The organism is Pseudomonas sp. QTF5 (genome assembly GCF_000512695.2).
In the GTDB taxonomy this organism is placed as follows: domain Bacteria; phylum Pseudomonadota; class Gammaproteobacteria; order Pseudomonadales; family Pseudomonadaceae; genus Aquipseudomonas.
Genome location: NZ_AZRW02000044.1, coordinates 1 through 24,172, shown reverse-complemented (window position 1 = coordinate 24,172; position 24,172 = coordinate 1). Strand labels below are relative to the sequence as shown.

The window sequence follows — 24,172 nt, the reverse complement described above, 5'->3', positions numbered from 1 at the left end:
GGCATAAGCTTCGCCCCTACGACTTTCGTCTTGTCCGCCGTTTTTCAGGAAGACCCATGCCCAGTCAGTTCCCCGAAGCACGTCCACGCCGTCTGCGCCGCAATGCGAGCCTGCGCAGCCTGTTCCAGGAAACCGAGTTCAGCTTGAACGACCTGGTACTGCCGATTTTCGTCGAGGAAGAAATCGACGATTTCGTGCCGATCAAGAGCATGCCCGGGGTGATGCGCATTCCCGAGTCGAAGCTGGCCGGCGAGATCGAGCGTTACGCTCGGGCCGGGATCAGATCGGTGATGACGTTTGGCGTGTCCCATCATCTGGACAGCAGCGGCAGCGATACCTGGAGCGACAACGGCCTGGTGTCACGCATGTCGCGCATCGCCAAAGACGCCGTGCCGGAAATGATCGTGATGTCCGACACCTGTTTCTGCGAGTACACCGACCACGGCCATTGCGGCGTGCTGCACCACCACGAAGTCGACAACGACCAGACCCTGATCAACCTCGGCAAACAAGCCGTGGCGGCCGCTCGGGCCGGCGCTGATGTGATCGCACCGTCGGCGGCCATGGACGGGCAGGTCCAGGCCATTCGCCGGGCGCTCGATGAGGCTGGTTTCAGCCAGACCGCGATCATGGCCTATTCGACAAAATTCGCTTCGGCGCTTTATGGTCCGTTTCGCGAGGCCGGCGGCAGTGCGCTGAAGGGCGACCGCAAAAGCTATCAGATGAACCCGATGAACCGCCGCGAAGCCGTGCGTGAATCGCTGATGGACGAGCAGGAAGGCGCCGACGCGCTGATGGTCAAACCGGCCGGTGCGTACCTGGACATCATCCGCGACATCCGCGAAGCCTCGCGTCTGCCACTGTCGGCGTATCAAGTGAGTGGCGAGTACGCGATGATCAAATTCGCCGCCCAGGCCGGGGCAATCGATGAAGACCGAGTGGTGCGCGAGAGCTTGGGGGCGATCAAACGGGCCGGGGCGGATTTGATCTTCACCTACTTCGCGATGGACCTGGCCCTGGCCGGGATCTAAAGACCACCACATAATCACTGTGGGAGCGGGCTTGCTCGCGAAGGCGGCGCGACAGTCGATATTTATGGTGACTGACACGCCGCCTTCGCGAGCAAGCCCGCTCCCACATTTGATCTTCGCCGTTCTTGGGTTCAGCCGAAGAACGGCCGAATCTCACGGTCCCGGAAATACCGCTCGATCACCTTCGGATCGGCGCTGTAGTCGGCAATCGCCACGTACGTATCCGGCCGCAGCAGGTAAAACCCGTTGCGGGTGAGCCCCGCCATTTCAAACGCCGGCCGCCAGTCGAACACCTGCAACGGCAGGTGATGCTCGGTGCACCAGGCGATCATCTCGTCGCTGGTGTCGCCATACACATGCACCTGCCAGGTCAGGTTTTTCAGTGACTCGAAATTGTCCCCTTTACCGTCGTGGGCCCAGGGCAGGCGATCACCGCCGTGAACGTCGCCGGCGACCCCCTCGCTCAATGGCATGCCGCGATAGTTGAGGGTGGTCTGCGACACCGTGCGAAACATGAATTCCCGAACCGCCTCCAGCGATGTCATTTTCGGGATCAGAAATGGCGCCACACGCATGCGCAGCAAGTCGGCCACTCGCCCTTCGGCGGTGACGAAATTGAAGACCCGGTCGGTTGTCGCCACCAATCGCCGGGCAAACGCGATGCGTTCGGTTTCATAACTGTCGAGCAGTTTGGTCGTGGCTCCACCGCTTAAGACCGCCGCGAGTTTCCAGGCCAGATTGATCGCATCGCCAATCCCGGTGTTCATGCCCTGGCCACCCGCCGGGCTGTGGACATGGGCGGCGTCACCCAACAGAAATGCGCGGCCGGTGCGAAAGTGATCCGCAACCCGGTGATGTACGCGGTAAGTCGAGAACCAGTTCACCTGATCGATCTGCACCTTTAAATGCTCGATGGCCCGGCTGCTGACGTCTTCAAATTGGAGGGTTTCGGCACGGTCGGCGCGTTCGTCGCGAACCGTGCCGATCAGTCGGGCACGACCTTCGCCGGCCAAGGGGAATACGGCGAGGAAGTCGGCTTCATCAAGGTCCACATGCAGTTCACCGTTGAACGTGGGGCCGCGAGCTTGCACATCCGCCACGTAGAAAATCTGCTGGTAGGTGCCGCCTGGAAAACCGGTGTCCAGGGTTTTGCGCACGATCGACCGGGCGCCGTCGCAGCCTGCGAGGTAACAGGCCTGGCAGGTTTCCTGTTGGCCATCGGGCAAGCGCAGCCGGGCGGTGATGCCGTCGCCGGTTTCCTCGAAGCTTTGCAGTTCGGTGTCGCGCTCCACCGTAATACCGAAGGCTTCCAGGCGTTCGATCAGCAGGCGTTCGTGCTCGTCTTGCGGATACATTTCCAGAAACGCGTAGGGCGTCAGACCCTCGCCGATGGTGCTCAGCGGCAGGTGCGCGACCGGTTCGCCCTTGACCCAGAAGTTCGCTGCGGCCACTCGATGGCCGTTCTGCACAACGGTGTCGCTGAGGTCTAGCTGGCGATACAGTTCAAGCGTTCGCGCCTGTACTGCCAGTGCACGTGAAGTGGTGCCGGGTGCCGACGTCTTGTCGATAATCCGCACCCCAATGCCCAGTTTGCTCAGCCACAGCGCCAGTACCAGCCCGGTTGGACCGGCGCCGATGATCAGCACGTCGCTACGGTTCATGAGCCTGCCCTCCTCGGTATGTGGATCAAGTATGGTTCAGCCCGGATGCACCGGCCGCCCGGCTGCTCAACGGAAAACCACTCCCTTAGCAGGGCAGGGGAACAGTCCGCGGCTGTCACAGTCATAGCCTGCGCCATGCCATTGATCGTATGGTTAATCCGGCTCAACGGACTTTGATGGAGCACCATGCAAGCCAATCGATTGATCATGAGCGTCGCGGCACTGTTGGTGCTGGCCGGTTGCGGTACTCAACGCACTCAGGAACCGCCGGTCCGCAAGCCTGCCGAGGTCAAGGCAGAGATCATGCGTCTGCTGCCGGCCAAAACAGTCGACCGCCAGGGCTGGGCCACGGACATCTACGCGGCATTTGCCGCGCAAAATATTCCACCGACCACGCAAAACCTGTGCTCGGTACTCGCGGTCACTGAGCAGGAATCGACGTTTCAGGCTGATCCGCCGGTGCCAGGCCTGGGCAAGATTGCCCGGGACGAGATCGACCGCCGCGCCGCCAAGGCCCACATTCCCGGCCTGCTGGTGAGCGGTGCCTTGCAGGTAAGTTCACCCAATGGCAAAAGTTACAGCGACCGGCTGAATGCCGCGCGCAGCGAAAAAGAACTCAGCGCGATTTTCGATGATTTCATCGGCATGGTGCCCATGGGGCGGACGCTGTTCGATGGTTTCAACCCGGTGCACACCGGCGGGCCGATGCAGGTCAGCATCGATTTTGCCGAGCAGCAGGCGCGGGATTATCCCTACCCGGTAGACCACTCGATTCGCCGCGAAGTGTTCACGCGTCGCGGTGGCCTGTATTTCGGCATTGCCCACTTGCTCGGTTATCCGGTGAGCTACAAGCAGCCGCTGTATCGCTTCGCCGATTTCAATGCCGGTTGGTACGCCAGCCGCAATGCGGCGTTTCAGAACGCGGTAAGCCGTGCGACCGGCATCTCGCTGGCACTGGATGGCGATCTGGTGCGCTATGGCTCGATCATGCCGGGCACCACGGAATTGGCGGTGCGCACCCTCGGCAAGCAATTGGACATGCGCAACCTGACCATTCGGGATCAATTGGAGGAGGGTAACAGTCTCGAATTCGAGGACACCAAGCTGTATCGGCGCGTGTTCGCCTTGGCCGAGCAGGCTGAAGGCCGACCATTACCCCGTGCGGTGTTGCCGGGAATCCTGCTGCAAAGCCCGAAAATCACCCGCAAACTCACCACGGCGTGGTTCGCCAAGCGGGTCGATGAGCGTTATCAGCGCTGTATGAAGCGCGCGGGGAGGTAAACATTAGACTAATGCCAGTCAGTGTGCGGAACCTGTGGGAGCGGGCTTGCTCGCGAAGGCGGCGGCACAATCAGCATTGATGTCGCCTGACACACCGCCTTCGCGAGCAAGCCCGCTCCCACATGGATTGCGCCTGACTGATTGATATTTGTTGATGAGGCACTCGGGCGCAATCTTCAGCAGCTGCTACAAAGAGAGAGTCGCAGAGGAGATTTAGTCATGTACCAGCTTTACGGACATCAGAACTCGGGTGCGGCTGCCATCGAAGCCGCGCTGGAGTTGTGCGAGGTTCCTTATCGCTTCATCGATGTTTCATCGTCCCCGGAGGCGGTTCAGGCATTGGAGAAGCTCAACCCGCTCAAGCAAATCCCCACCCTGCAATTGCCCGATGGCGGTGTTCTGACCGAGAGTGCGGCCATCCTGATCCATCTGGCTCTCACGTTCCCGAAGTCGAACCTGCTGCCGGAGAACCCGCTCAAGCGTGATCAGGTGATTCGTGGCCTGGTGTACATCGTCAGCAATTGCTATACAGCCATCGGCATCATCGATTACCCCGAGCGCTGGCTGGCCGAGGCGGACGAATCATCGAAGGAAAACCTTATGGCCGGTGCCCGCCAGCGCCTGCACTGGAGTTGGGAGGTGTTTGCCGATCAGTTCGCCGGCCAGTTGTACCTGGGAGACGGAACACCGGGCGCGCTGGATATTCTGGCGGCGGTGGTGACACGGTGGGCGGGTACCCGGGAGCACTTGCGCACCGCGCGGCCGGGGTTCTCTGCCTGGCTCGAACGCTTCGACCGGCACCCGGCATTGGCACCGGTTTTCGCGCGGCATTGGCCGTCTTAAGAACACCGCCAATCAAAATGTGGGAGCGGGCTTGCTCGCGAAAGCGGTGTATCAGTCACCCTAAGTATCGACTGACATACCGCTTTCGCGAGCAAGCCCGCTCCCACAAGGGGATTTGCGGTGGGTTTGGAATCACTCGCCGCGAATGTACTGCTCCAACTGACGAATCAGTTCAGCCTGTTCGGCGATGGCTTCCTTGACCAGGTCGCCGATGGACAGCAAGCCTATCAACTCGCCGTTTTCCACCACCGGCAAGTGCCGCAGGCGTTTTTCGGACATGATGCCCATGCAGGTTTCGACGGTTTGGTGGGTGTCCACGGTAATCACCGGCGCCACCATGATGTCGCTGACCGGTGTGCCGACGGAGGAGCGCCCCTTGAGCACCAGTTTGCGCGCATAGTCCCGCTCGCTGATGATGCCGACGACCGCGCCATCTTTCAGGACCGGTAACGCGCCGACGTTTTTTGCGGCCATCACCATCAGCGCTTCCAGCACCATTTGATGAGGCTCAATGGTGTGGACTTCCTGATTCTGTTGGGCCTTTAACTTGAGCAGTTGGGCGACGGTTTTCATGGCGGATTCTCGGGTGTTGTCGTGTTCTTGAAGAATCGTAGAGACACGCTCGCAGAGCAAGGCAGAAAGCGGCAGATACCGCGCAAAAAGCGTCATTCAGCGATTTTTCTTTGTAAAAGCCCGCCCCTGATGCCGGTAAGTTAAGAAATTTGAGCGACGAAAATCCTGTGGGAGCGTGGCTTGCCCGCGAAGAATGCACCGCGGTTTTTCAGGTAATACGCGTCATCGTTCTTCGCGGGCAAGCCACGCTCCCACAGGTTCTGCGTCTTAACTTACCGGCATTAGGACAACCCCCTCACCACACCGTCGATCACGCGTAGAATTACCCCTTGAATCAGATCGTTGAGGTTGCAGTGGTGGATTTACAGCAGGGCTTCGTCCTGACCCGGCATTGGCGCGATACCCCGGCCGGCACGGAAGTCGAGTTCTGGCTAGCGACCGATGCCGGTCCCCGACGCATTCGCCTGGCGCACCAACCGTCGGTAGCGTTCATTCCGGCAGCCCAACGCGAGCAAGCTGAAGCGCTGCTGCGTGGCGAGAAAAACGTCGAGCTGAAGCCCTTGGCACTTCTGGACTTCGAACACCGCCCGGCGCTCGGCCTGTATTGCCAGCAGCACGGTCAGTTGATGCGCCTGGAAACCGCGCTGCGCAGATCAGGCGTCGATGTATTCGAAGCCGACATCCGCCCGCCGGAACGCTACATGATGGAGCGTTTCATCACCGCGCCCGTTTTGTTCGGCGGCACGCCCAGCGCCGAAGGCCTGCTGCTCGACGCGCAGATGAAACCCGACCCCGGCTACCGACCGAAGCTTAGGCTGGTCTCGCTGGACATCGAAACCACCGCTCAGGGCGAGCTGTATTCCATCGCCCTGGAAGGCTGCGGCGAGCGGCAGGTGTACATGCTCGGGCCACCCAATGGCGATGACAGTGGGGTAGATTTCCAGCTCGAATACTGCGATTCGCGAACACTGCTGCTGAAAAAACTCAATGAATGGTTCGCCCGGCATGACCCCGACGCCATCATCGGCTGGAACGTCGTGCAGTTCGATCTGCGCGTACTGCACGAACATGCTCGCCGCTTGGCGGTACCACTGAAGCTGGGGCGTGGCGGCGAAGAAATGCAATGGCGCGAGCACGGCAGCCGCAATCATTATTTCGCCTCGGCCGCCGGCCGGTTGATCATCGACGGCATCGAGTCGCTGCGTTCGGCGACCTGGAGCTTCCCCTCATTCAGCCTGGAAAACGTCGCGCAAACCCTGTTGGGCGAGGGCAAGTCGATCGACAACCCGTACCAGCGCATGGACGAAATCAATCGTATGTTCGCCGAGGACAAACCGGCCCTGGCAAAGTACAACCTCAAGGACTGCGAACTGGTGACGCGGATCTTCGCCAAGACCGAGTTGCTGACCTTTCTGCTGGAACGCGCCAGCGTCACCGGTTTGCCGGCGGACCGCAGCGGTGGCTCGGTGGCGGCGTTCACCCACCTGTATATGCCGCTGATGCACCGTCGGGGCTTCGTCGCGCCGAACCTCGGCGGCAAACCACCAGAGGCCAGCCCCGGCGGTTTTGTCATGGACTCGCAACCCGGGTTGTACGAATCGGTGCTGGTGCTCGACTACAAAAGCCTCTATCCGTCGATCATCCGCACCTTTCTGATCGACCCGGTGGGCTTGATCGAAGGGCTCAAACATCCCGACGACAACGAGTCGGTGCCGGGCTTTCGCGGTGCACGTTTCTCAAGAACCCGGCATTGCCTGCCGGCCATCGTCGCCCGGGTTGCCGAAGGTCGTGAAACCGCCAAGCGCGAACACAACGCCCCACTGTCCCAGGCGCTGAAGATCATCATGAATGCCTTCTATGGCGTGCTGGGCTCCAGCGGTTGCCGCTTCTTCGATACACGGCTGGCCTCGTCCATCACCTTGCGTGGGCACGAGATCATGTTGCGCACCCGCCAGTTGATCGAAGCGCAGGGGCACGCGGTGATCTATGGCGATACCGATTCGACCTTCGTTTGGCTGCGCCGTGCCCACGGGCAGGCAGAAGCCGCGCAGATCGGTCACGCGCTGGTGGATCACGTCAACCAGTGGTGGCGTGAGCATGTGAAACAGCAATACGGGCTGGAAAGTGCCCTGGAGTTGCAGTTCGAAACCCACTACAAGCGCTTTCTGATGCCGACGATTCGCGGCGCCGAGGAGGGCAGCAAGAAGCGCTATGCCGGGTTGGTCACCCGCGCGGACGGCACCGATGAAATGGTCTACAAGGGTCTGGAAACCGTGCGCACCGACTGGTCGCCGTTGGCCCGGCAATTCCAGCAGGAGTTGTACCTGCGCATCTTCAATCGCAAACCCTATCAGGACTATGTGCGTGACTATGTGCGCAAGACGTTGGCCGGTGAGTTCGAGGAGCGCCTGATCTACCGTAAACGCCTGCGTCGTACTCTCGACGATTATCAACGCAACGTGCCGCCCCATGTGCGCGCAGCGCGGATCGCTGACGACTACAACGACCGGCAAGGGCGTCCGCGTCAATATCAGAACGGCGGCTGGATCAGTTATGTCATCACCGTCGCCGGCCCCGAGCCACTGGAAATCCGCAGCGCGGCAATCGATTACGACCATTACGTCACCCGGCAGTTGCAACCGGTGGCGGATGCGATTCTGCCGTTCGTGGATGATGATTTCTCAACGCTGATTGGGGGGCAACTGGGCCTGTTTTGAGTCCAGCAGCGACAGTGTCCAGTCATCCGGTATGCCATGAAAATACTGATCCAGCGCCTGATGGAACAGGCTGCCTTTTGGCGAAACCTGGGCGAATAGCGTCATCGATGAGTGGAACTTGAGGTTGTCGGGATGACCGAAAATCTTGGTGATCGACTGATGAGGAACATCCAGGACCAATTGCGTGCAGGCACGCAAGCGTGGACCCAGTAACGGATGCTTCAGGTACGCGGTGGCTTCTTCACTGGAGCGAATGGCAAAGTAGCGGGACATCTCGCTGTCACCCAGCCCGGAAAACTGCGGAAAGATAAACCACATCCAGTGCCGGCGCTTCTGGCCGGCGCGCAGCTCCTCCTGCACCCACTCGAACACAGGGTCCTGCGCCTGGACGAAGCGTGGCAAATTGAACGAGCCGAGCTGATCGGTACTTCTCATGCCGATGCCCTCTGACAGAACCGCGATGGCTCAGACCATGGCCAACCGCTGCTTGCGTTGTGGCGCGCGAAAAGCTTGGTCCAGCGCCTCCAGATCCCCGACTTCAAGCCGCAACTGCGCCGCTTGCGCATTGAGCTGCACATGCTCGGGACGGACCGCTTTGGGGATGGCGATCACGCCGTTCTGACGCAGAATCCATGCCAGCGCTACCTGCGCCGGTGTCGCCTCGTGACGGGCGGCAATCTGCTTGAGCGTCGAATTGACCAGCATGTGCCCGCCCTGGCCGATCGGACAATAGGCCATCACCGGCATCCTTTGGTGCTGGCTCCAGGGGAGCAGATCGAATTCGATGCCGCGTTCTTCCAGGTTATACAGCACCTGATTGGTGGCGCAGGGCGGTGAGGAGAGTTCTTCCAGATCGTCCAGATCGAAGTTGGACACGCCCCAACGGTCGATCTTGCCGCTTTCTCGCAGGCGTTCGAAGGCTTCGACGGTTTCCTCAAGGGGATACTCGCCGCGCCAGTGCAACAGATAGAGATCGATGAAATCGGTATTCAACCGCCGCAGGCTGCGTTCGCAGGCTTGGGGGATGCCCAGGCAGCTGGCGTTGAAGGGGTAGACCTTGCTGACCAGAAAAACCTGGTCACGCCTACCTGCGATGGCTTCACCCACCACCTCTTCAGCGCCTCCTTCGGCGTACATTTCAGCGGTGTCGATCAGGGTCATGCCCAACTCGATGCCCAAACGCAGCGCTGCAACTTCCTTTGTGTGTCGGGAGCGTTCCTCTCCCATGCGCCAGGTTCCTTGGCCGATGACCGGCACATGGCTGCCGGCCAGCTCAAGAGTACGCATGAATCCTCCGTTCTGACGTCCGATCGATACTACAGTTGGCAGCAAAATAGCTCGGTGGTTCCGTCGGACTCCAGAAAGGAGGTAACAGCAAACGCGTCAAAATCGCAGTGTTATTGGACGGAAAATTTGAATACGGTGCTCTGGGTATAGGCCTTGCCCGGATCCAGCCGCGTAGACGGGAAGTTCGGCTGATTCGGCGAATCCGGATAATGCTGAGTCTCCAGAGTAAACGCCCCCCAATGTGGATAAATCTTGCCAGCCTTGCCCTTGACCGTGCCATCAAGGAAGTTGCTGGTATAGAACTGCACGCCAGGCTCAGTGGTGTAGAGCTGCAAGCGGCGGCCGGATTGCGGATCGCTGACATCGGCGGCGAGTTTGCCCAGATCACCCTTGGCGTCCAACACCCAGTTGAAGTCGAAACCGCCTTGTTTCGCTTCGGCGAATTTCAACTGCGGATGATCGGCCTTGATGTGTTGACCGATGGCGGTCGGTTGGGTGAAGTCCATGGGCGTGCCGGCGACCGGGGCCAGCTCACCGGTGGGGATCAGTTTGCCGGTGACTGGCGTGTAGCGGGCTGCATGCAAGGTGGCGAGTTGCTTCAGCACGTCGCCGTTACCGGCGCCGGCCAGGTTGAAATAGCTGTGGTTGGTCAGGTTCAGCACTGTGGGTTTGTCAGTGCTGGCCTTGTACTCGATGCGCAGCTCATTGTTCTCGGTGAGGCTGTAGGTGACCTCGGTTCTCAGGTTGCCGGGAAAGCCCATTTCACCGTCCGCCGACAGGTACGTCAGGGTCACGCCCACCGAATCCTTGCCCTTGTTCGGTTCAGCTTTCCACACCCGTTTGTCGAAACCTTGAGCCCCGCCGTGTAGCGAATTGCTGCCGTCGTTGAGTGGCACCTGATAGCGCTTGCCGTCCAGCTCGAAGGCGCCGTTGGCCAGGCGATTGCCGAAGCGGCCGATGGTCGCGCCGAAGTACGCGGTGCCGCTTTGATAACCCTGCACATCATCGAAGCCCAGCACCACATCGTCGAGCTTGCCGTTTTTGTCCGGCACTATCAGCGACTGCAGAATCCCGCCGTAGGTAATGACCGTGGCTTGCAGACCATGGCTGTTGCGCAAAATGTATTGCTCGACGGGCGTGCCGTCATTGGTTTTGCCGAAGGCTTTATGTTCGCTGGACAAGCCGGCGGCGTGAGCGGGGAGGGTGGCGATCATCAGGGACAGTCCGAGGCCGGAGAGCAGGTGTCGGGATTGAAGCATGGTTGACCTTCCTTTTTGTTGTTTTGAGAAGTAGTCATACTAATAATCGATTTTTAACGCAGGCAAGGAAGGATTTATAGCTTATCTATGCAGTGTTGCAATTAAAAAGTATGACTAATACAAGTCTGTTTCACGATGGTCAGCGCTTACGGACCACCGGCACTGCACTTTTCCGGCTTTCGCGGTTCTATCCTTGGCCAGCCCGCGGCGATCCCCACCGCCGGCCCATGCCCAAGTTCAAGAACCCATGGCTCGAGTTTTACCCCGCTTTAACCTGCACATTCGCCGTCATTGCTTGCTGCTGATTGGCCTGTCGATGCTCTTCGTCAGTGGCTGCAGCCATCAACCGGGCAACGATATCGTCAGCCAGTTTCGCAACGGCAAACCCCAGGAATTCCTCCAGACCAGCGTCGACCGCATGGCGACTCTGGCGATGCGCGACAACCTCCAAAGCCTCTACCTGCTGATGAACAAGCTCTACCTGCGCAATCCGGAGGAGCTGAAAAAATCCGGTTTCCTCGATGTCGGCACCGCGGAAAAACAAGTGCGCATGGCCATCGAGCAGCAACAGCCACTGCCCACCCTCGGCGGCAAAAAAGACCTCGCCGCGCTGAGCTACGCCATGAGCCCGGAATTTCTCGGCGACCGGGTCGGTGCCTTCATCTATGCCATCGGCAGCATGCTGGTCACCGCCCACGGCAATCGGCTGGAGTTCTACATGACGGATGCGATCAACCCGACCTTCGTCAGCAATGCCGCGCGCAACATCGAGAAAGCCACCTGGATCTTGAGTCAGCGGCAAAACAAGCAAGGCGAACCGTTGCTGTTTTCCAACGAAATCTCGGAGGAGGGCAGCAACCTGAGCTTTGCCGTGGAGTTTGGGAAAATCGTCGCGCGGCTGGACTTGCTGACCCAGATGCTCGACGAACGCTATCGACGGATCGGCCTCAACTACGCCCAGAGTTTGTTGTTTCTGAATTTCTTGCCGGTGCAGTAATTCGAGTAGTGAACCCAATCCCTTGTGCAGATGAGATTTTGTGGGAGCTGGCTTGCCTGCGATGGCATCAACTCGGTTCGACGTTAAACCGAGCCGTCTGCATCGCAGGCAAGCCAGCTCCCACAAAAGCCCGACTCCACAGAGGATTTGAAAGAAGGAAGATCGTGTTCCGCCTCAATGAGTGGGCATAACGATAGACCGCATCGATATAACTGGTTATAAGAAAAATCGCTATGCTGCGAGCCGGTTATTTTCCTGCGATTTTCTGGGCGTATTAATGGAATTCGGTAATTTCGGGTTGGTCGTTGCAGGTCTGGTGGTCGGCTTTATTGTCGGCATGACCGGCGTCGGGGGCGGTTCGTTGATGACCCCCATTCTGTTGTGGTTCGGCGTCAATCCGGCCACGGCGGTGGGCACGGACTTGCTGTACGCGGCCATTACCAAATCCAGCGGTGTGTTGGTTCATCGAAAGAACAAGAACATCGACTGGGCGATTACCGGTTGGCTGACCCTCGGCAGTGTGCCGGCAGTGGCGCTGACGCTGTGGTTTTTGAGCAGTTTGCAGACCTCGCCCGACGCGATGAACGCCATCATCAAACAAGCCTTGGGCTTTGTATTGTTCGCCACGGCGCTGGCGATTTTTTTCAAGAAGCGCTTGCTCGATTTCGCCCATAAACGTGCGGGCGGCCACTACAACCCCAGCGGTCCCCGGTTGAACGCACTGACCGTCATCACCGGATTGGTCCTGGGCACCATGGTGGCCCTGACCTCCATCGGCGCTGGCGCTCTGGGCACAGTAGCGCTGTTCATTCTGTACCCGATGCTGCCTACCCGCCGCCTGGTCGGCACCGAAATCGCTCACGCGGTGCCCCTGACCCTGGTCGCCGGCCTGGGCCATGCGAGCATGGGCAACATGGATTGGCACATTTTGGGCTACTTGCTGGTCGGTTCGCTGCCGGGGATTTACCTGGGCAGCCATTTGACCGGGCGTATCTCCGACGAACTGCTGCGTCCGTGCCTGGCCACGATGCTGGTGTTGATCGGCTACAAGCTGGCGTTCTGATCCGGCAACGTATAGATCACTGAATTCAGCGGAGTCATGCCCTCGCTGACGTAGTCAAAACTATGACCACGTTCAAATGAGGTCATGACGTCCATGAGCAGCCCCGTAAACGATCTTCTACGACGGTTCCGCCGCCCCCGTGGCGAGCCACCCGGCAACGCGGCCGAAGTGTTGCGCCGTCATGCCGAACCGTTGCCTGCACTCGACTCACCTGAATTCGGCGAGCTGTTCGACCGCTTTGGCGATGCCAGCGTGGTGCTGATCGGCGAAGCCAGCCACGGCACCCAGGATTTCTACCAGACCCGAGCGGCGATCACCCGCCGCCTGATCGAGCAGCACGGCTTCAGCATCGTCGCGGTCGAAGCCGACTGGCCCGATGCCGGCCAGATCGACCGATGTGTCCGCGACCTGGGCCGCTCCGCCTGGAAAAAACAGGCCTTCGCCCGATTCCCCACCTGGATGTGGCGCAACACGGCGGTGCAGACCTTTACCCGCTGGCTGCACCATCATAATCGCGGGCTGACGCCGGATCAGCGGGTGGAATTTCGCGGGCTGGATGTTTACAGCATGCGTCACTCCATCGACGAAGTGCTGAGCTATCTCGATAAGACCGACCCACAGCTGGCGAAAGAGGCCCGGCATCGCTACAGCTGCCTGACGCCGTGGCATGACGACCCGGCGCTGTACGGTCATTTCGCCGAGCGGGGCAATTTGGCCACGTGCGAGGATGCCGTGGTCGAGCAATTGAGTGTGCTGCTGGGCGAACGGCTCGACCCGATGGTCGCCGACGACGAGGCGTTTTTCAGCGCCACCCAGAACGCCCGTGTTGTGCGGGCCGCCGAGCAGTATTACCGCGCGATGTACCGCAGCTCGACCGCCTCGTGGAACCTGCGTGACCTGCACATGTTCGACACCTTGCAAACCCTGATGGAGCACCGCGGGGCAGGCGCCAAAGCGGTGGTGTGGGCGCATAACTCACACATCGGCAACGCCGCCGCTACGCAAATGGGTTGGGAGGGACAGTTCAACATTGGCCAGTTGTGCCGCACCGCCTACGGCTCACAAGCGGTGCTGATCGGCATGGGCACCGACCACGGCACCGTCGCCGCCGCCGACGACTGGGATGAGCCGATGCAGGTCAAACAAGTGAACCCGGCATTGGCCGACAGCTGGGAACAACTGTTTCTCAAGGCCGGCATTCCCGCAGCGCTGCTCGACTGGCGGACGTCACCGAGCGAGGAATTGCTCGACGTACTGGCCGAGCCATTGCTTGAACGCGCCATCGGCGTCATCTATCGACCCAGGACCGAGCGCCAGAGTCATTACTTTCAGGCGGTTCTGGCGGAGCAGTTCGACGCTTTCGTCTGGATCGAAAAAACCCACGCGGTCTCGCCATTGCCGGCGCCTGAGTTCATGGAACACGAGGAAGACACCTTTCCGTTCGGTGTATGACACGTAAATGACGTGTATCTATTCCCGAGTAAAAATCTCCAGCAGATGCCCGTCCGGGTCATCGAAATACACCCGCCGGCCATCGCCGTAATCATTGATCTCGTTCGGCCGTTGCTTGCCAGGATCTGCCCACCAAGGCTGCTTGAGCGTTTGCAGGCGAGCGAAGGCTGCATCGAAGTCCTCGTCGCCAATCAAGAACGCATAATGTTGTGACGCGATGGGCGGGTCGTTGTTGTAGAAATCCAGCGACACACCATTATCGAATTTGACCACCAGCATCGGTCCGAACGGCTCGGCATCGGGCAGGCCGAGGAGGTCGGTCAGGTAGCGGGCCGACACCTGTTTGTCACGGCACCAGACGATGGTGTGGTTCAGCTGAGCGCTCATGGAAAATCCTCACGGCGAATCAGGTCGTGCGAGTCGTGCCATGAGATTAGCTCAGGCTGTTGCGCAATGACCGCCCTGACCTAAGCTTGGGGCAAGGCGAAACACAATTGCAGTGCGTCACCCGGAACGTTCGCCGCGATGCGCAATCATTAGAGCGTGGATATCAAAAGGAGATGCGCATGCTCATCAGGTCTTTGACCCTGGCTACTCTGCTGGCTTTCATCGGCCCCTTGTTCGCCGCCGATGACGATTCCCCTCTGGTTAAAGACGTGGGCAGGGCCCGTCCCCTGATTGTCATCGCGCCCAGTTCGGTCGACCCCACCTGGGTCAGCCTGAAAAAATCGCTGGATGAACCCGCCAGCCGCAAGGGCTTCACCGAGCGAAACATGGTGCTGTACACCGTGATCAATACGATGGGACAACGCGACGGCAAAGACCTCGACCCGCAAACGACAATGGCGTTGATTCGCTCGCTGAAACTGGGCGCCGGGGCGAAGAGCAAAATCATCCTGGTCGGCAAGGACGGCGAAAAGAAGCTTGAAAAGGATGTGGTCGAGCTGAAAGAGATTTTCAGCACCATCGACGCGCTGCCAGCCGCTGAAAAGGAAGCGACAGTACCGTTGCCAGCGCCGGTGGCTGAAGTTGCACCGGCCAAAGGCACAAAAGGCAAACCGGCGAAACCCGCCAAACCTCCTGAGCAGCCGGATGATTGAATTTCCTCCATTTGGGTGAAAATTCCTGTGGCGAGGGGGCTTGCCCCCGTTGGCCTGCGAAGCAGCCCCAACCCCCGCTAAACGAAATGGGCGACCTCAAGAGGCCGCCCATTTTTTGCCACCAGAAATCTGGAATCTAACCACCCACTGTGGCGAGGGAGCTTGCTCCCGCTCGGCTGCGAAGCAGTCGTAAACCCGGCATCTGAGGTCAATTTGATGCAACGCGGTGGCTGGTTTGGGGTTGCTTCGCAGCCCAGCGGGAGCAAGCTCCCTCGCCACAGGTGCGCGGTTGCCCGTCTTAACGGGTTGCCGGAATCATTCAGTCAGAGCACCCAATATGTTGTGAGCAATTTTGACTCGCTCTGCGTTCGGGTAGTTTTTGTTGGCCAGGATCACGATGCCGATGTTCTTCGCCGGGATAAAGGCGACGTAGGCGCCAAAGCCGCTGGTTGAGCCGGTTTTGTTGATCAGCACCGTGTCGTGTGGCGGTTGCGGCGGGTTCAGCGGTTGGACTTCATGGGCCTCCATCGCCATCTGTGACGAATTACCCGCCAGCAATGTGTCGAGCGTTACCGGATAGTTGTAGAACTCCCAACCCAATCCTTGAGTCATCTCGCCGACGGTGTAGTAACCGGTATGTGTGGTGGCGATGGCTTGCTGCAGGGGCTTTTCCAGCGAAGTCGGATTCATGTTCGCTTCAACATATCGAAGCAGTTCCGAGGCACTGGTTTTCACGCCATACGCTTCGGAATCCAATGCACCCGGCCCGACCCGCACAGGCTTGTCGTCCTTGTTGTAACCCTGGGCGTAAAGCGCCATCTGGTCCTGCGGCACCTTGAGGTAGCTGTGCTTGAGGCCGAGTTTCGGCAGCAAGGTTTTTTCCATCAGCGCATCGAACGGCGCCCCCATGCTGTGGGCTGCCAGATAGCCGAATAGCCCCAGGCTGGGGTTTGAATATTGGCGATGAGTGCCGGCGGCGTAGGTCGGTTTCCATTGCTTGAAATAACCGAGCATCTTGTCCTGATGGTCAGCATCACCGGGGAACTGCAGCGGCAGGCCGCCGGCGGTGTAGGTGCCCAGTTGCAGCACACTAATGTTGTCGAACGCGCTGCCACGTAATGTCGGTAGAACCTGACTGGCGTTGTCCGACAGGGCCAGTTTGCCTGTTGCCTGCGCGTAGGCGGCGAGGGTGGCGGTGAAGGTTTTGCTCACCGAACCGATCTCGAACAGGGTGTCTTCGGTAACAGCTTTGCCGTTTTCTTTCGAGGCCACGCCGTAGTTAAAGTAATGCGGTTTGCCATTGACGGTAATCGCGACCGCGACACCGGAGATCTGCTGTTGCTGCATCACCGGTTCAACGGCGGCCTTGACGATGGCTTCGATGCGGTCGTCAGCAAAGCTGTGACTGACGCCGAGCAGAAGTGCGAAAGCGCTGTAAGACACAAGTTTTCTCTGATTTTTTTTAGGCATGATTGAGTCACTTTCCATGAGTATCTGTTGTGTTAACCGCTACACTCCGAGCGGTTTTTCAAGCCGGTCCGTTGCTGGGCGAGCCAAATTTATGCAGTTTGTCGAGCGCCGACAAACGACGATATCTTGCACGAGCCATTAGAAAAATTTGGGAGTGGGCATGATCCGACCGCAATTACCCCTGAATGCGCTACGCGCTTTCGAGGCCTCGGCACGCCATCTGAGTTTCACTCGGGCGGCGGTGGAGTTGTGTGTCACGCAGGCAGCGGTGAGTCATCAGGTCAAAAGCCTTGAAGCCCAGCTTAGCGTGACCTTGTTCAAGCGCCTGCCCCGAGGCCTGATGCTGACCAGCGAAGGTGAAACCCTGCTGCCGGTGTTGCGCGAATCCTTCGACCGGATTGCCGAGACCCTGGAGCGGTTCGAGGGCGGGCATTTTCGCGAGGTATTGACGGTAGGGGCGGTGGGGACGTTTGCGGTCGGCTGGCTGTTGCCGCGGCTGGCGGATTTTCAGACGAAACATCCGTTCATCGATTTGCGCCTGTCGACCAATAACAACCGGGTGGACGTGGCTGCCGAAGGCCTGGATTACGCGATTCGATTTGGTGCGGGGGCGTGGCATGGGATCGAAGCGGTGCGGTTGATCGAGGCGCCGCTGTCGGTGCTCTGCGTTCCCGAGATTGCGCGGCAATTGCACACACCGGCCGATCTGTTGCAGCAAACGCTGTTGCGCTCCTATCGCACGGATGAGTGGCCGGAGTGGTTTCAGGCGACCGGGCTCTCAACCCATGCGGCACCGCCGAGAAGCATCGTCTTCGATTCCTCGCTGGCGATGATGGAAGCCGCGTTGCAAGGGGCGGGCGTAGCATTGGCACCGCCCTTGATGTTCTCCCGGCAACTGGCTGCGGGCGCAATCGAGCAACCGTTCGCCATCGGGATCACCACGGGCAGCTACTGGCTGACCCGCTTGCAGTCGCGCCCTGTAACGTCAGCGATGGCCGCGTTCAAGGACTGGTTGCTGCAAGCTTCGCTTTAATACAAAACCCTGTGGGGGGCTTGTATCAATTGTAGGAGCGGGCTTGCTCGCGAAAGCGGTGTGTCAGGCGACATCAATATTGACTGTACCGCCGTCTTCGCGGGCAAGTCGGATCGCCGCACCGCTCGCTCCTACAGGGGATTGCGGTGTTTTCAGGATCGCTACCGCACCAGACACGGCCGTGTGGTTGCACCTGACCTACATCGCGACCGCTTTTCGGCTAATCGGTAGCCGCCATTGGTCTCCTCGATAGCACCCCGTTTGCAGGCTCGTTTCCAACCTGTACGGCCCAGATTTTCTGGACCTCATCAGTGAGGTGCGTCATGGCTAACGATCCGATCCTTCAAGGTGGAACTTCCGATAACGACCCTGTCAGACCCATTCCCGATATGGACGATCCATCGATGGATCATGACGCACCACCCGGCATGGACCCTTCGCGAGACCCGGCCGATACGGACGTTGATCGTCCTGAAGACTGGAGAGACCCGGCCCTGGAGGATGACGATGACATTCCAGCGCCGAATGAAGAAACGCCATTGTCCGACGACAGGCGATAAACGGAACCCGGCCGATGCGTCTAATGCTGGTCAGTTAAGCGCAATCCATGTGGGAGCGGCGGTGCGACGATTCGACTTGCTCGCGAAGACGGCGGCACAATCAACATTGATGTCGCCTGATACATCGCCTTCGCGAGCAAGCCCGCTCCCACCGGTTTTATGCCTTGCCTTTGATGATTTTCAACTCGCGCCCACATCCCGCATCAACAACCCAAAGCGCAAATCCACCGCGTCCGGTATCGGCAAATACACCGTGTGCCCATCCCCCGGCGCCACTTCAATCGCTTCGCCTTTGACGTTCTGCAGCTGATGCAAATCGAAGTGGAAATTACCCTCGGGCGTCATCAGTTCCATGTGATCGCCCAGACCAAAGCGATTCTTCACCCGCACCTCGGCCAGCCGATCCCGGCGTTCGCCGGTCAACTCGCCCACGAACTGTTGGCGTTCTGAAACCGAGCTGCCGTTCTGGTAGTTCTGGTATTCGTCATGCACATGCCGCCGCAGAAAACCTTCGGTGTAGCCACGCTGAGCCAGGGATTCCAGATCGGTCATCAAGCTGCGATCAAACGCCCGGCCAGCCACCGCATCATCGATCGCGCGGCGATACACCTGGGTGGTGCGCGCGCAATAGAAATGCGATTTGGTCCGGCCTTCGATTTTCAGTGAATGCACGCCCATCTGCGTCAGGCGCTCGACGTGCTGAACGGCGCGCAGGTCCTTGGCGTTCATGATGTAGGTGCCGTGTTCATCCTCGAATGCCGGCATCAGTTCGTCAGGGCGATTGGCTTCTTGCAGCAGGAACACTTGATCGGTCGGCGCGCCGATGCCCAGGGTCGGTTCGGGCCGGAACTGCTGAACGATTTCGCCGAGCTGATTTTCGCTGGCCGGTGTCGCCGAGTATTTCCAGCGACAGGCGTTGGTGCAGCTGCCCTGATTGGCGTCGCGCTTGTTCATGTAACCCGACAACAAGCAGCGCCCGGAATAGGCCATGCACAACGCGCCATGGACGAACACTTCAAGCTCCATCGCCGGGACGTGCTGGCGGATGTCCGCAATCTCTTCCAGCGACAGTTCACGGGACAGGATGATCCGGCTCAAGCCCTGTTGCTGCCAGAACTCGACGCTGGCCCAGTTCACCGTATTGGCCTGCACCGACAGGTGGATCGGCATCTGCGGGAAGTGCCGACGTACCAGCATGATCAGGCCGGGATCGGACATGATCAGTGCGTCCGGCGCCATGGCGATCACCGGTTCCAGGTCCTTCAAGAATGTTTTGAGCTTGGCGTTGTGCGGGGCGATGTTCACCACCACATAGAAGCGCTTGCCCTGAGTCTGGGCCTCGGCGATGCCGAGCGCGAGGTTGGCATGGTCGAATTCGTTGTTACGCACTCGCAGGCTGTAGCGCGGCTGGCCGGCGTATACCGCGTCGGCGCCGTAGGCGAAGGCATAACGCATGTTTTTCAGGGTGCCGGCAGGGGCGAGCAGTTCCGGGGGTATAAGCGTCATGGCGCAGGTCATGGCAGTGTCGATCGCAAAAGCCGGCAAGGGTAATCCACTTACCCGCGGGGTTCGTTGATCTGGATCTATGCTTGATGAACAAACAGATGGCACTCGCGCGAATCGTGGCGGACTAAGCATCAAGGCCTGCGCTGACATGGATCGGACATGAACGAAACGAAACTGCAAAACAGATCGCTGATGGTCTTGCTGACGCTTGTCAGCATCGCCTTCATCTGGATTCTGCTGCCGTTTTATGGCGCGGTGTTCTGGGCGGTTATCCTCGGCATTCTGTTTGCGCCCTTGCAGCATCAGTTGCAGCTGAGGTTCGGCTGGCCACGCAACCTGACGGCCCTGTGCACCTTGATTCTCTGTGTGCTGATCGCGATTTTGCCGGTGATCACCATCAGTACCTTGCTGGTTCAGGAGGGCGCGGCGCTATACAACAGGATCGAAAGCGGTGAACTGGACATCGCCGGGTATGTGGCGCAGTTCAAGCAAAGCCTGCCGCCGTACGTTCAGAACTTGCTCGATCGTTTCGGCATGGGCGAGCTGAGCGGGCTTCGGGAGAAAATCATCAAGAGCACGATGCAAGGCAGCCAGATGGTCGCAACCAAGGCATTCAGTTTTGGTCAGGGTACTTTCGAATTCGTAGTGGGCTTTTTCGTCATGCTGTACCTACTGTTTTTCTTCCTGCGGGACGGGTCCGAACTGGCGCGCAAAGTGCGCGCGGCGATACCGCTGGAAGATAACCAGAAGCGTCGCTTGCAACTCAAGTTCAATCGCGTGGTGCGGGCCACGGTGAAGGGCAATGTGGTGGTGGCGATCACGCAAGGGGTATTGGGTGGTTTTATTTTCTGGTTTCTGGACATCCCGAGCGTGCTGCTCTGGGCGGTGTTGATGGCGTTTCTGTCGCTGTTGCCGTTGGTGGGAGCGGGGATTGTCTGGATGCCGGTGGCGGTGTATTTCCTGTTCAGCGGCGCGATCTGGCAGGGCACGGTGCTCACTTTGTTCGGGGTGTTCGTGATCGGCCTGGTGGACAACGTCCTGCGACCGATCCTGGTGGGCAAGGACACCAAAATGCCCGACTACTTGATCCTTATCTCGACTCTGGGCGGCCTGGCGCTTTTCGGTATTAACGGTTTTGTCATCGGGCCGTTGATCGCCGCGTTGTTCGTGTCGAGCTGGGCCATTTACATCGATTCCAATCCACGGGTTCAGCTGCCTTAAGCACTGAGCTGGCCTGAACCGATACGTTGCGACAAGGCCTGGGCGGCGGGAAGCGAAGTGAGCGGGCCGCTGATCGGTTCGCCGTCCTGCACCAGATACCAACAGGCGAGCAACCCCCGCGCTCTGAGCGTTGCGGGAACGGCGCTGCCGATAACAGACATGATCTGGACTTGAGTCATAAGTACCTCCATTAATCTATGGAGCTACCTTACGGATCGGACGCTTGAACGGACAATCAACGCTTTCGATAGTCGTCATTGACGCCAATGAGTCCTGCGGTCAATCCACCACTTGATCGAGCATATGCACCACTTCCTGTTCATTGAGCAGGCCTTTGCGCACCAGGTTTTCTGCCAGCAGCGAAAGAAATTTTGCGCTGCGATGACCTTCCAGGTGTTTGAGTTCGGTCAGTGCGTTGTACACCTTGCCGGAAGTGCACAAGCCGACAATGCGATGCGGGTTTTGTGTGGGCATGAAGGTCGTCCTTGTTTTTATCAACCTGTTGTTTACGGACAGATCCAAGCTTGCGGACCGGACATGACATAAATATGACCAACTTTACCTGCCGGTACTGTCCCGACAGCGACCTTGACGAGATTTATTCAGACTTCGTCCAGCCGGTGGTCAAAAAAAAAGGCCCCGCTGTTAAAGCGGGGCCTGATGAGAGTTACCAGCGGTCGCCACGATAATAACCATGGGGAGGGCCGTAATAGCCGCGCGGTGGACCATACCCGCGTGGCGGACCGTAATAGATCGGTGCCGGGCGGTAGTACATCGGTTGTTGTACGTACACGGGCGCCGGTTGGTAATAAACAGGAGGTGGCTGCACGTACACCGGTTGTGGCTGAACGTATACCGGTTGCTCTACGTACACTGGCCGGTCACGGCCGATAATTGCTGAGCCGATGATTGCCGAGCCGACGATCGCACCAAACACAGCCGGACCTTCCCAGCCACGACCACCTGCTTCTGCCTGCCCTGCGATAGCGAGAGCACCGATCAGCAAGGCTACTGTGGGGATTTTACGGATCATGATAGTTCCTCGGTTCTTCGACCCGGCGCTCGCGTCTGCAATAGACACAAGTTGTCGCGGGGATACTTCTAAGACAGCTTTTTTTTGAAAATCAGCACAGCCGTTGGGTAAATTTTGTGTAAGGTCTGTACCGGCTTCTTTACGGCTGTGTGCCCGGTGCAGACAGGCCTTTATGATCGATCAGAATCCGGTGGAATGGCTAATCCCGTCCATCTGAAAGTGCAATTGAAGGAGATTCCAATGCAGATGAACCCCAACAGAGACACTCAACTGTGCATGTCGCTCTCGGGGCGCCCCGGCAATTTCGGCCTGCGATTTCACAACCATCTGTACGAACAACTGGGTCTGAATTTCTACTACAAAGCCTTCAGCAGCCAGGACTTGCCGGGCGCCGTGGGTGGCATACGCGCCTTGGGCATTCGGGGTTGCGGCGTGTCGATGCCATTCAAGGAAGCCTGTATCGCGTTGGTTGATGAGCTGGATGCATCGGCTGAAGCCATTCAATCGATCAATACTATCGTCAACACCAATGGTCATCTCAAAGCCTATAACACCGACTACATCGCCATCGCCCAGTTGCTCGACACCCATCAGGTTCCCAAGGATTCGACCTTTGCGCTGCGCGGCAGCGGCGGCATGGCCAAGGCTGTGGCCAGTGCCTTGCGCGATGGTGGCTACAAAAACGGCCTGATCATGGCCCGGAACGAGCGTGCCGGGCGTGCCTTGGCTGAATCGTTGGGTTATTCATGGCAGGCAAAACTGGGGAGCCAGCGCCCGCAGATGCTGATCAACGTCACGCCCATCGGCATGACCGGCGGGCCGGAGGCCGATCAATTGGCGTTCGAGCCTGAAGCTATCGCTGCGGCCGAAACTGTCTTCGATGTAGTAGCGATCCCCTCGGAAACACCGTTGATCGTGCGCGGTCGTGCTGAAGGCAAACGAGTGATTACCGGGCTGGAAGTGATTGCCATCCAGGCGCTGGAACAGTTCGTGCTGTACACCGGCGTACGGCCGACCGATGAGCAGTTCCAGAAGGCCGTGGCGTTTGCCCGGGGCTGATCATTCCCAAATATTCGTTGGATGTCCCGGCCCTTTCGCGAGCAAGCCCGCTCCCACACTTGACCGCATTAGTCTGAATCAACTTGGTCACCTGTGGGAGCGGGCTTGCTCGCGAAGGCGCAGGCACATCCTGCATCAATGCGACTGGCGGATCGCCGCCCGAGGATCAACGCTGAACCTGTGGGAGCGAGCCTGCTCGCGATTGCCGCGACCCGGTCTCCTGCCAATCCCCATTCACTTGCCCGCGAATATCCCCGCCTATACTGGCCACCAGCAAGCGCAGACTTGCTCTCCAGCCACCGTGACCGAGGTTTTCATGCATCCCGCCATTCTCAACCTGGATCAGGCCGAACTTTTACCGCTGCCCGAAGATTTTGCTCCCACTGGAGATGCTGCCGGCCGCTACCAACAACGCTTTGCCCGCATCGGCCGGCAATTGGGCGCGCAAAAGCTGGGTTATCGGTTGTACGCCCTGGAGCCCGGCATGCGCGGCAGTCCTTTTCATAGCCATCGGGTCAATGAAGAGATGTTCTACATCGTGGCCGGGGAAGGGGAGGTTCGCCTTGGCGCCGAACGCTTTGCGATCCGCGCCGGTGACGTGATCGCCTGCCCGGCGGGCGGTCCTGAAGCCGCGCACCAGATCATCAACACCAGCAACGGCGAATTGCGCTATCTGGCAGTCAGCAGCCAGCAATCGCCGGATATTTGCGAATACCCGGATTCCGGTAAGTACGTGGTGATGGACGACTTCAAGGTCGATGCCCAAGGCAATGCTTCGGGCTTCGTCGCCGTCGCCAGGCAAGCCGATGGCGTGGATTATTGGGATGGTGAGTAGCCGCATCCGTGGGAGCAACTGTCTTAATTACTCTTGTGATCACTGAAGATCCAATGTGGGAGCGGGCTTGCTCGCGAAAGCGGTCTGTCAGTCATATTGATGCAAGATATGCCTGCGCCTTCGCGAGTAAGCCCGCTCCCACATCTATGGTTACCCCCTTTTCTGCAATACTGTTTTTGATGCGTGTTTGG

The 24,172-nt window shown here is 59.0% G+C and carries 24 protein-coding genes; 13 read left to right on the top strand and 11 right to left on the bottom strand.

Features of this window, described 5'->3' with window-relative positions:
- Nucleotides 1-56 precede the first annotated feature (56 nt).
- Nucleotides 57-1,031 carry a porphobilinogen synthase gene (hemB, locus tag IC37_RS24930; RefSeq protein WP_030131534.1) on the top strand — a complete coding sequence of 325 codons (975 nt, stop codon included), beginning with the start codon at nucleotides 57-59 and terminating at the stop codon, nucleotides 1,029-1,031.
- A gap of 131 nt (nucleotides 1,032-1,162) precedes the next feature.
- On the opposite strand, the gene IC37_RS24925 is transcribed toward hemB, so the two are convergent.
- Nucleotides 1,163-2,692, bottom strand: a complete 1,530-nt coding sequence (locus IC37_RS24925; protein ID WP_030131535.1) for an FAD-dependent monooxygenase — start codon at nucleotides 2,690-2,692, stop codon at nucleotides 1,163-1,165.
- Between the two features lie 186 nt (nucleotides 2,693-2,878).
- On the opposite strand from IC37_RS24925, the gene IC37_RS24920 reads away from it, so the two are divergent.
- Both IC37_RS24920 and IC37_RS24915 read left to right on the top strand, forming a co-directional pair.
- Nucleotides 2,879-3,973 (top strand): DUF1615 domain-containing protein, encoded by a 1,095-nt coding sequence (locus tag IC37_RS24920; protein ID WP_030131536.1) that lies wholly within the window; start codon nucleotides 2,879-2,881, stop codon nucleotides 3,971-3,973.
- Nucleotides 3,974-4,192: 219 nt separating this feature from the next.
- On the top strand, nucleotides 4,193-4,816 hold the full coding sequence (locus tag IC37_RS24915) for a glutathione S-transferase (RefSeq protein ID WP_030131537.1): 624 nt from the start codon (nucleotides 4,193-4,195) through the stop codon (nucleotides 4,814-4,816).
- Nucleotides 4,817-4,948: 132 nt separating this feature from the next.
- Here IC37_RS24915 and IC37_RS24910 read toward each other — a convergent pair whose 3' ends face one another.
- Nucleotides 4,949-5,389, bottom strand: coding sequence for a CBS domain-containing protein (locus IC37_RS24910; RefSeq protein ID WP_030131538.1), 441 nt, complete (start codon nucleotides 5,387-5,389; stop codon nucleotides 4,949-4,951).
- 356 nt (nucleotides 5,390-5,745) lie between these two features.
- On the opposite strand from IC37_RS24910, the gene IC37_RS24905 reads away from it, so the two are divergent.
- Nucleotides 5,746-8,106 carry a DNA polymerase II gene (locus IC37_RS24905; protein WP_177409428.1) on the top strand — a complete coding sequence of 787 codons (2,361 nt, stop codon included), beginning with the start codon at nucleotides 5,746-5,748 and terminating at the stop codon, nucleotides 8,104-8,106.
- Here the strand turns inward: IC37_RS24905 and IC37_RS24900 are convergent.
- The 3 genes from IC37_RS24900 to IC37_RS24890 all read right to left on the bottom strand — a co-directional run bounded on the left by IC37_RS24900 (nucleotide 8,071) and on the right by IC37_RS24890 (nucleotide 10,652).
- Entirely contained in the window at nucleotides 8,071-8,541 is a 471-nt protein-coding gene (locus IC37_RS24900; protein ID WP_030131540.1) for a DUF1810 domain-containing protein, read from the bottom strand. The two genes, IC37_RS24905 and IC37_RS24900, sit on opposite strands and share 36 nt — an antisense overlap.
- Nucleotides 8,542-8,571: 30 nt before the next feature.
- Complete coding sequence (locus IC37_RS24895) at nucleotides 8,572-9,393, bottom strand: aldo/keto reductase (RefSeq protein ID WP_030131541.1); 822 nt, start codon at nucleotides 9,391-9,393, stop codon at nucleotides 8,572-8,574.
- 110 nt (nucleotides 9,394-9,503) lie between these two features.
- The gene (locus tag IC37_RS24890; protein WP_030131542.1) at nucleotides 9,504-10,652 is read right to left on the bottom strand and encodes an aldose epimerase family protein; all 1,149 of its coding nucleotides are present in this window, start codon (nucleotides 10,650-10,652) and stop codon (nucleotides 9,504-9,506) included.
- Between the two features lie 247 nt (nucleotides 10,653-10,899).
- Between IC37_RS24890 and IC37_RS24885 the strand changes: the two genes are divergently transcribed.
- From IC37_RS24885 to IC37_RS24875, 3 genes are all read left to right on the top strand, one after another.
- Nucleotides 10,900-11,649 (top strand): hypothetical protein, encoded by a 750-nt coding sequence (locus IC37_RS24885; protein ID WP_030131543.1) that lies wholly within the window; start codon nucleotides 10,900-10,902, stop codon nucleotides 11,647-11,649.
- 277 nt (nucleotides 11,650-11,926) lie between these two features.
- Nucleotides 11,927-12,712 carry a sulfite exporter TauE/SafE family protein gene (locus tag IC37_RS24880; protein WP_030131544.1) on the top strand — a complete coding sequence of 262 codons (786 nt, stop codon included), beginning with the start codon at nucleotides 11,927-11,929 and terminating at the stop codon, nucleotides 12,710-12,712.
- A gap of 93 nt (nucleotides 12,713-12,805) precedes the next feature.
- On the top strand, nucleotides 12,806-14,164 hold the full coding sequence (locus IC37_RS24875) for an erythromycin esterase family protein (protein WP_030131545.1): 1,359 nt from the start codon (nucleotides 12,806-12,808) through the stop codon (nucleotides 14,162-14,164).
- Between the two features lie 18 nt (nucleotides 14,165-14,182).
- Here IC37_RS24875 and IC37_RS24870 read toward each other — a convergent pair whose 3' ends face one another.
- The gene (locus IC37_RS24870) at nucleotides 14,183-14,551 is read right to left on the bottom strand and encodes a VOC family protein (RefSeq protein ID WP_030131546.1); all 369 of its coding nucleotides are present in this window, start codon (nucleotides 14,549-14,551) and stop codon (nucleotides 14,183-14,185) included.
- A 179-nt stretch (nucleotides 14,552-14,730) separates the two neighbouring features.
- Here IC37_RS24870 and IC37_RS24865 point away from each other — a divergent pair, with 179 nt between their 5' ends.
- Nucleotides 14,731-15,264 (top strand): DUF4174 domain-containing protein, encoded by a 534-nt coding sequence (locus tag IC37_RS24865; protein ID WP_030131547.1) that lies wholly within the window; start codon nucleotides 14,731-14,733, stop codon nucleotides 15,262-15,264.
- Nucleotides 15,265-15,579: 315 nt separating this feature from the next.
- On the opposite strand, the gene ampC is transcribed toward IC37_RS24865, so the two are convergent.
- Nucleotides 15,580-16,734 carry a class C beta-lactamase gene (ampC, locus tag IC37_RS24855; protein ID WP_305884335.1) on the bottom strand — a complete coding sequence of 385 codons (1,155 nt, stop codon included), beginning with the start codon at nucleotides 16,732-16,734 and terminating at the stop codon, nucleotides 15,580-15,582.
- Between the two features lie 160 nt (nucleotides 16,735-16,894).
- Here ampC and IC37_RS24850 point away from each other — a divergent pair, with 160 nt between their 5' ends.
- Nucleotides 16,895-17,767, top strand: coding sequence for a LysR family transcriptional regulator (locus IC37_RS24850; protein ID WP_030131549.1), 873 nt, complete (start codon nucleotides 16,895-16,897; stop codon nucleotides 17,765-17,767).
- A gap of 404 nt (nucleotides 17,768-18,171) precedes the next feature.
- Nucleotides 18,172-18,327 carry a hypothetical protein gene (locus IC37_RS24845; protein WP_256580789.1) on the top strand — a complete coding sequence of 52 codons (156 nt, stop codon included), beginning with the start codon at nucleotides 18,172-18,174 and terminating at the stop codon, nucleotides 18,325-18,327.
- Nucleotides 18,328-18,507: 180 nt separating this feature from the next.
- On the opposite strand, the gene yegQ is transcribed toward IC37_RS24845, so the two are convergent.
- Nucleotides 18,508-19,833 carry a tRNA 5-hydroxyuridine modification protein YegQ gene (gene yegQ / locus IC37_RS24840; protein ID WP_030131551.1) on the bottom strand — a complete coding sequence of 442 codons (1,326 nt, stop codon included), beginning with the start codon at nucleotides 19,831-19,833 and terminating at the stop codon, nucleotides 18,508-18,510.
- A 159-nt stretch (nucleotides 19,834-19,992) separates the two neighbouring features.
- Between yegQ and IC37_RS24835 the strand changes: the two genes are divergently transcribed.
- Nucleotides 19,993-21,054 (top strand): AI-2E family transporter, encoded by a 1,062-nt coding sequence (locus tag IC37_RS24835; protein WP_030131552.1) that lies wholly within the window; start codon nucleotides 19,993-19,995, stop codon nucleotides 21,052-21,054.
- On the opposite strand, the gene IC37_RS24830 is transcribed toward IC37_RS24835, so the two are convergent.
- From IC37_RS24830 to IC37_RS24820, 3 genes are all read right to left on the bottom strand, one after another.
- Complete coding sequence (locus IC37_RS24830) at nucleotides 21,051-21,233, bottom strand: hypothetical protein (RefSeq protein ID WP_030131553.1); 183 nt, start codon at nucleotides 21,231-21,233, stop codon at nucleotides 21,051-21,053. The two genes, IC37_RS24835 and IC37_RS24830, sit on opposite strands and share 4 nt — an antisense overlap.
- A 100-nt stretch (nucleotides 21,234-21,333) precedes the next feature.
- The gene (locus tag IC37_RS24825; protein WP_030131554.1) at nucleotides 21,334-21,528 is read right to left on the bottom strand and encodes a hypothetical protein; all 195 of its coding nucleotides are present in this window, start codon (nucleotides 21,526-21,528) and stop codon (nucleotides 21,334-21,336) included.
- A 193-nt stretch (nucleotides 21,529-21,721) separates the two neighbouring features.
- Entirely contained in the window at nucleotides 21,722-22,087 is a 366-nt protein-coding gene (locus IC37_RS24820) for a hypothetical protein (protein ID WP_030131555.1), read from the bottom strand.
- 240 nt (nucleotides 22,088-22,327) lie between these two features.
- Here IC37_RS24820 and IC37_RS24815 point away from each other — a divergent pair, with 240 nt between their 5' ends.
- The gene (locus tag IC37_RS24815) at nucleotides 22,328-23,146 is read left to right on the top strand and encodes a shikimate 5-dehydrogenase (RefSeq protein WP_030131556.1); all 819 of its coding nucleotides are present in this window, start codon (nucleotides 22,328-22,330) and stop codon (nucleotides 23,144-23,146) included.
- Between the two features lie 316 nt (nucleotides 23,147-23,462).
- Nucleotides 23,463-23,981 (top strand): cupin domain-containing protein, encoded by a 519-nt coding sequence (locus tag IC37_RS24810; RefSeq protein ID WP_030131557.1) that lies wholly within the window; start codon nucleotides 23,463-23,465, stop codon nucleotides 23,979-23,981.
- The last annotated feature ends 191 nt before the right edge of the window (nucleotides 23,982-24,172 follow it).

Bases quoted from the DNA above. Each gene is read 5' to 3' on its own strand.
- IC37_RS24895 (WP_030131541.1), bottom strand. From the start codon at position 9,393: ATGCGTACTCTTGAGCTGGCCGGCAGCCATGTGCCGGTCATCGGCCAA.
- IC37_RS24865 (WP_030131547.1), top strand. From the start codon at position 14,731: ATGCTCATCAGGTCTTTGACCCTGGCTACTCTGCTGGCTTTCATCGGC.
- yegQ (WP_030131551.1), bottom strand. From the start codon at position 19,833: ATGACGCTTATACCCCCGGAACTGCTCGCCCCTGCCGGCACCCTGAAA.
- IC37_RS24915 (WP_030131537.1), top strand. From the start codon at position 4,193: ATGTACCAGCTTTACGGACATCAGAACTCGGGTGCGGCTGCCATCGAA.
- IC37_RS24880 (WP_030131544.1), top strand. From the start codon at position 11,927: ATGGAATTCGGTAATTTCGGGTTGGTCGTTGCAGGTCTGGTGGTCGGC.
- IC37_RS24870 (WP_030131546.1), bottom strand. From the start codon at position 14,551: ATGAGCGCTCAGCTGAACCACACCATCGTCTGGTGCCGTGACAAACAG.
- IC37_RS24925 (WP_030131535.1), bottom strand. From the start codon at position 2,692: ATGAACCGTAGCGACGTGCTGATCATCGGCGCCGGTCCAACCGGGCTG.
- IC37_RS24830 (WP_030131553.1), bottom strand. From the start codon at position 21,233: ATGACTCAAGTCCAGATCATGTCTGTTATCGGCAGCGCCGTTCCCGCA.
- IC37_RS24825 (WP_030131554.1), bottom strand. From the start codon at position 21,528: ATGCCCACACAAAACCCGCATCGCATTGTCGGCTTGTGCACTTCCGGC.
- IC37_RS24920 (WP_030131536.1), top strand. From the start codon at position 2,879: ATGCAAGCCAATCGATTGATCATGAGCGTCGCGGCACTGTTGGTGCTG.
- IC37_RS24835 (WP_030131552.1), top strand. From the start codon at position 19,993: ATGAACGAAACGAAACTGCAAAACAGATCGCTGATGGTCTTGCTGACG.
- IC37_RS24910 (WP_030131538.1), bottom strand. From the start codon at position 5,389: ATGAAAACCGTCGCCCAACTGCTCAAGTTAAAGGCCCAACAGAATCAG.
- IC37_RS24900 (WP_030131540.1), bottom strand. From the start codon at position 8,541: ATGAGAAGTACCGATCAGCTCGGCTCGTTCAATTTGCCACGCTTCGTC.
- hemB (WP_030131534.1), top strand. From the start codon at position 57: ATGCCCAGTCAGTTCCCCGAAGCACGTCCACGCCGTCTGCGCCGCAAT.
- IC37_RS24810 (WP_030131557.1), top strand. From the start codon at position 23,463: ATGCATCCCGCCATTCTCAACCTGGATCAGGCCGAACTTTTACCGCTG.
- IC37_RS24890 (WP_030131542.1), bottom strand. From the start codon at position 10,652: ATGCTTCAATCCCGACACCTGCTCTCCGGCCTCGGACTGTCCCTGATG.
- IC37_RS24845 (WP_256580789.1), top strand. From the start codon at position 18,172: ATGGATCATGACGCACCACCCGGCATGGACCCTTCGCGAGACCCGGCC.
- IC37_RS24875 (WP_030131545.1), top strand. From the start codon at position 12,806: ATGAGCAGCCCCGTAAACGATCTTCTACGACGGTTCCGCCGCCCCCGT.
- ampC (WP_305884335.1), bottom strand. From the start codon at position 16,734: ATGCCTAAAAAAAATCAGAGAAAACTTGTGTCTTACAGCGCTTTCGCA.
- IC37_RS24815 (WP_030131556.1), top strand. From the start codon at position 22,328: ATGCAGATGAACCCCAACAGAGACACTCAACTGTGCATGTCGCTCTCG.
- IC37_RS24850 (WP_030131549.1), top strand. From the start codon at position 16,895: ATGATCCGACCGCAATTACCCCTGAATGCGCTACGCGCTTTCGAGGCC.
- IC37_RS24885 (WP_030131543.1), top strand. From the start codon at position 10,900: ATGGCTCGAGTTTTACCCCGCTTTAACCTGCACATTCGCCGTCATTGC.
- IC37_RS24820 (WP_030131555.1), bottom strand. From the start codon at position 22,087: ATGATCCGTAAAATCCCCACAGTAGCCTTGCTGATCGGTGCTCTCGCT.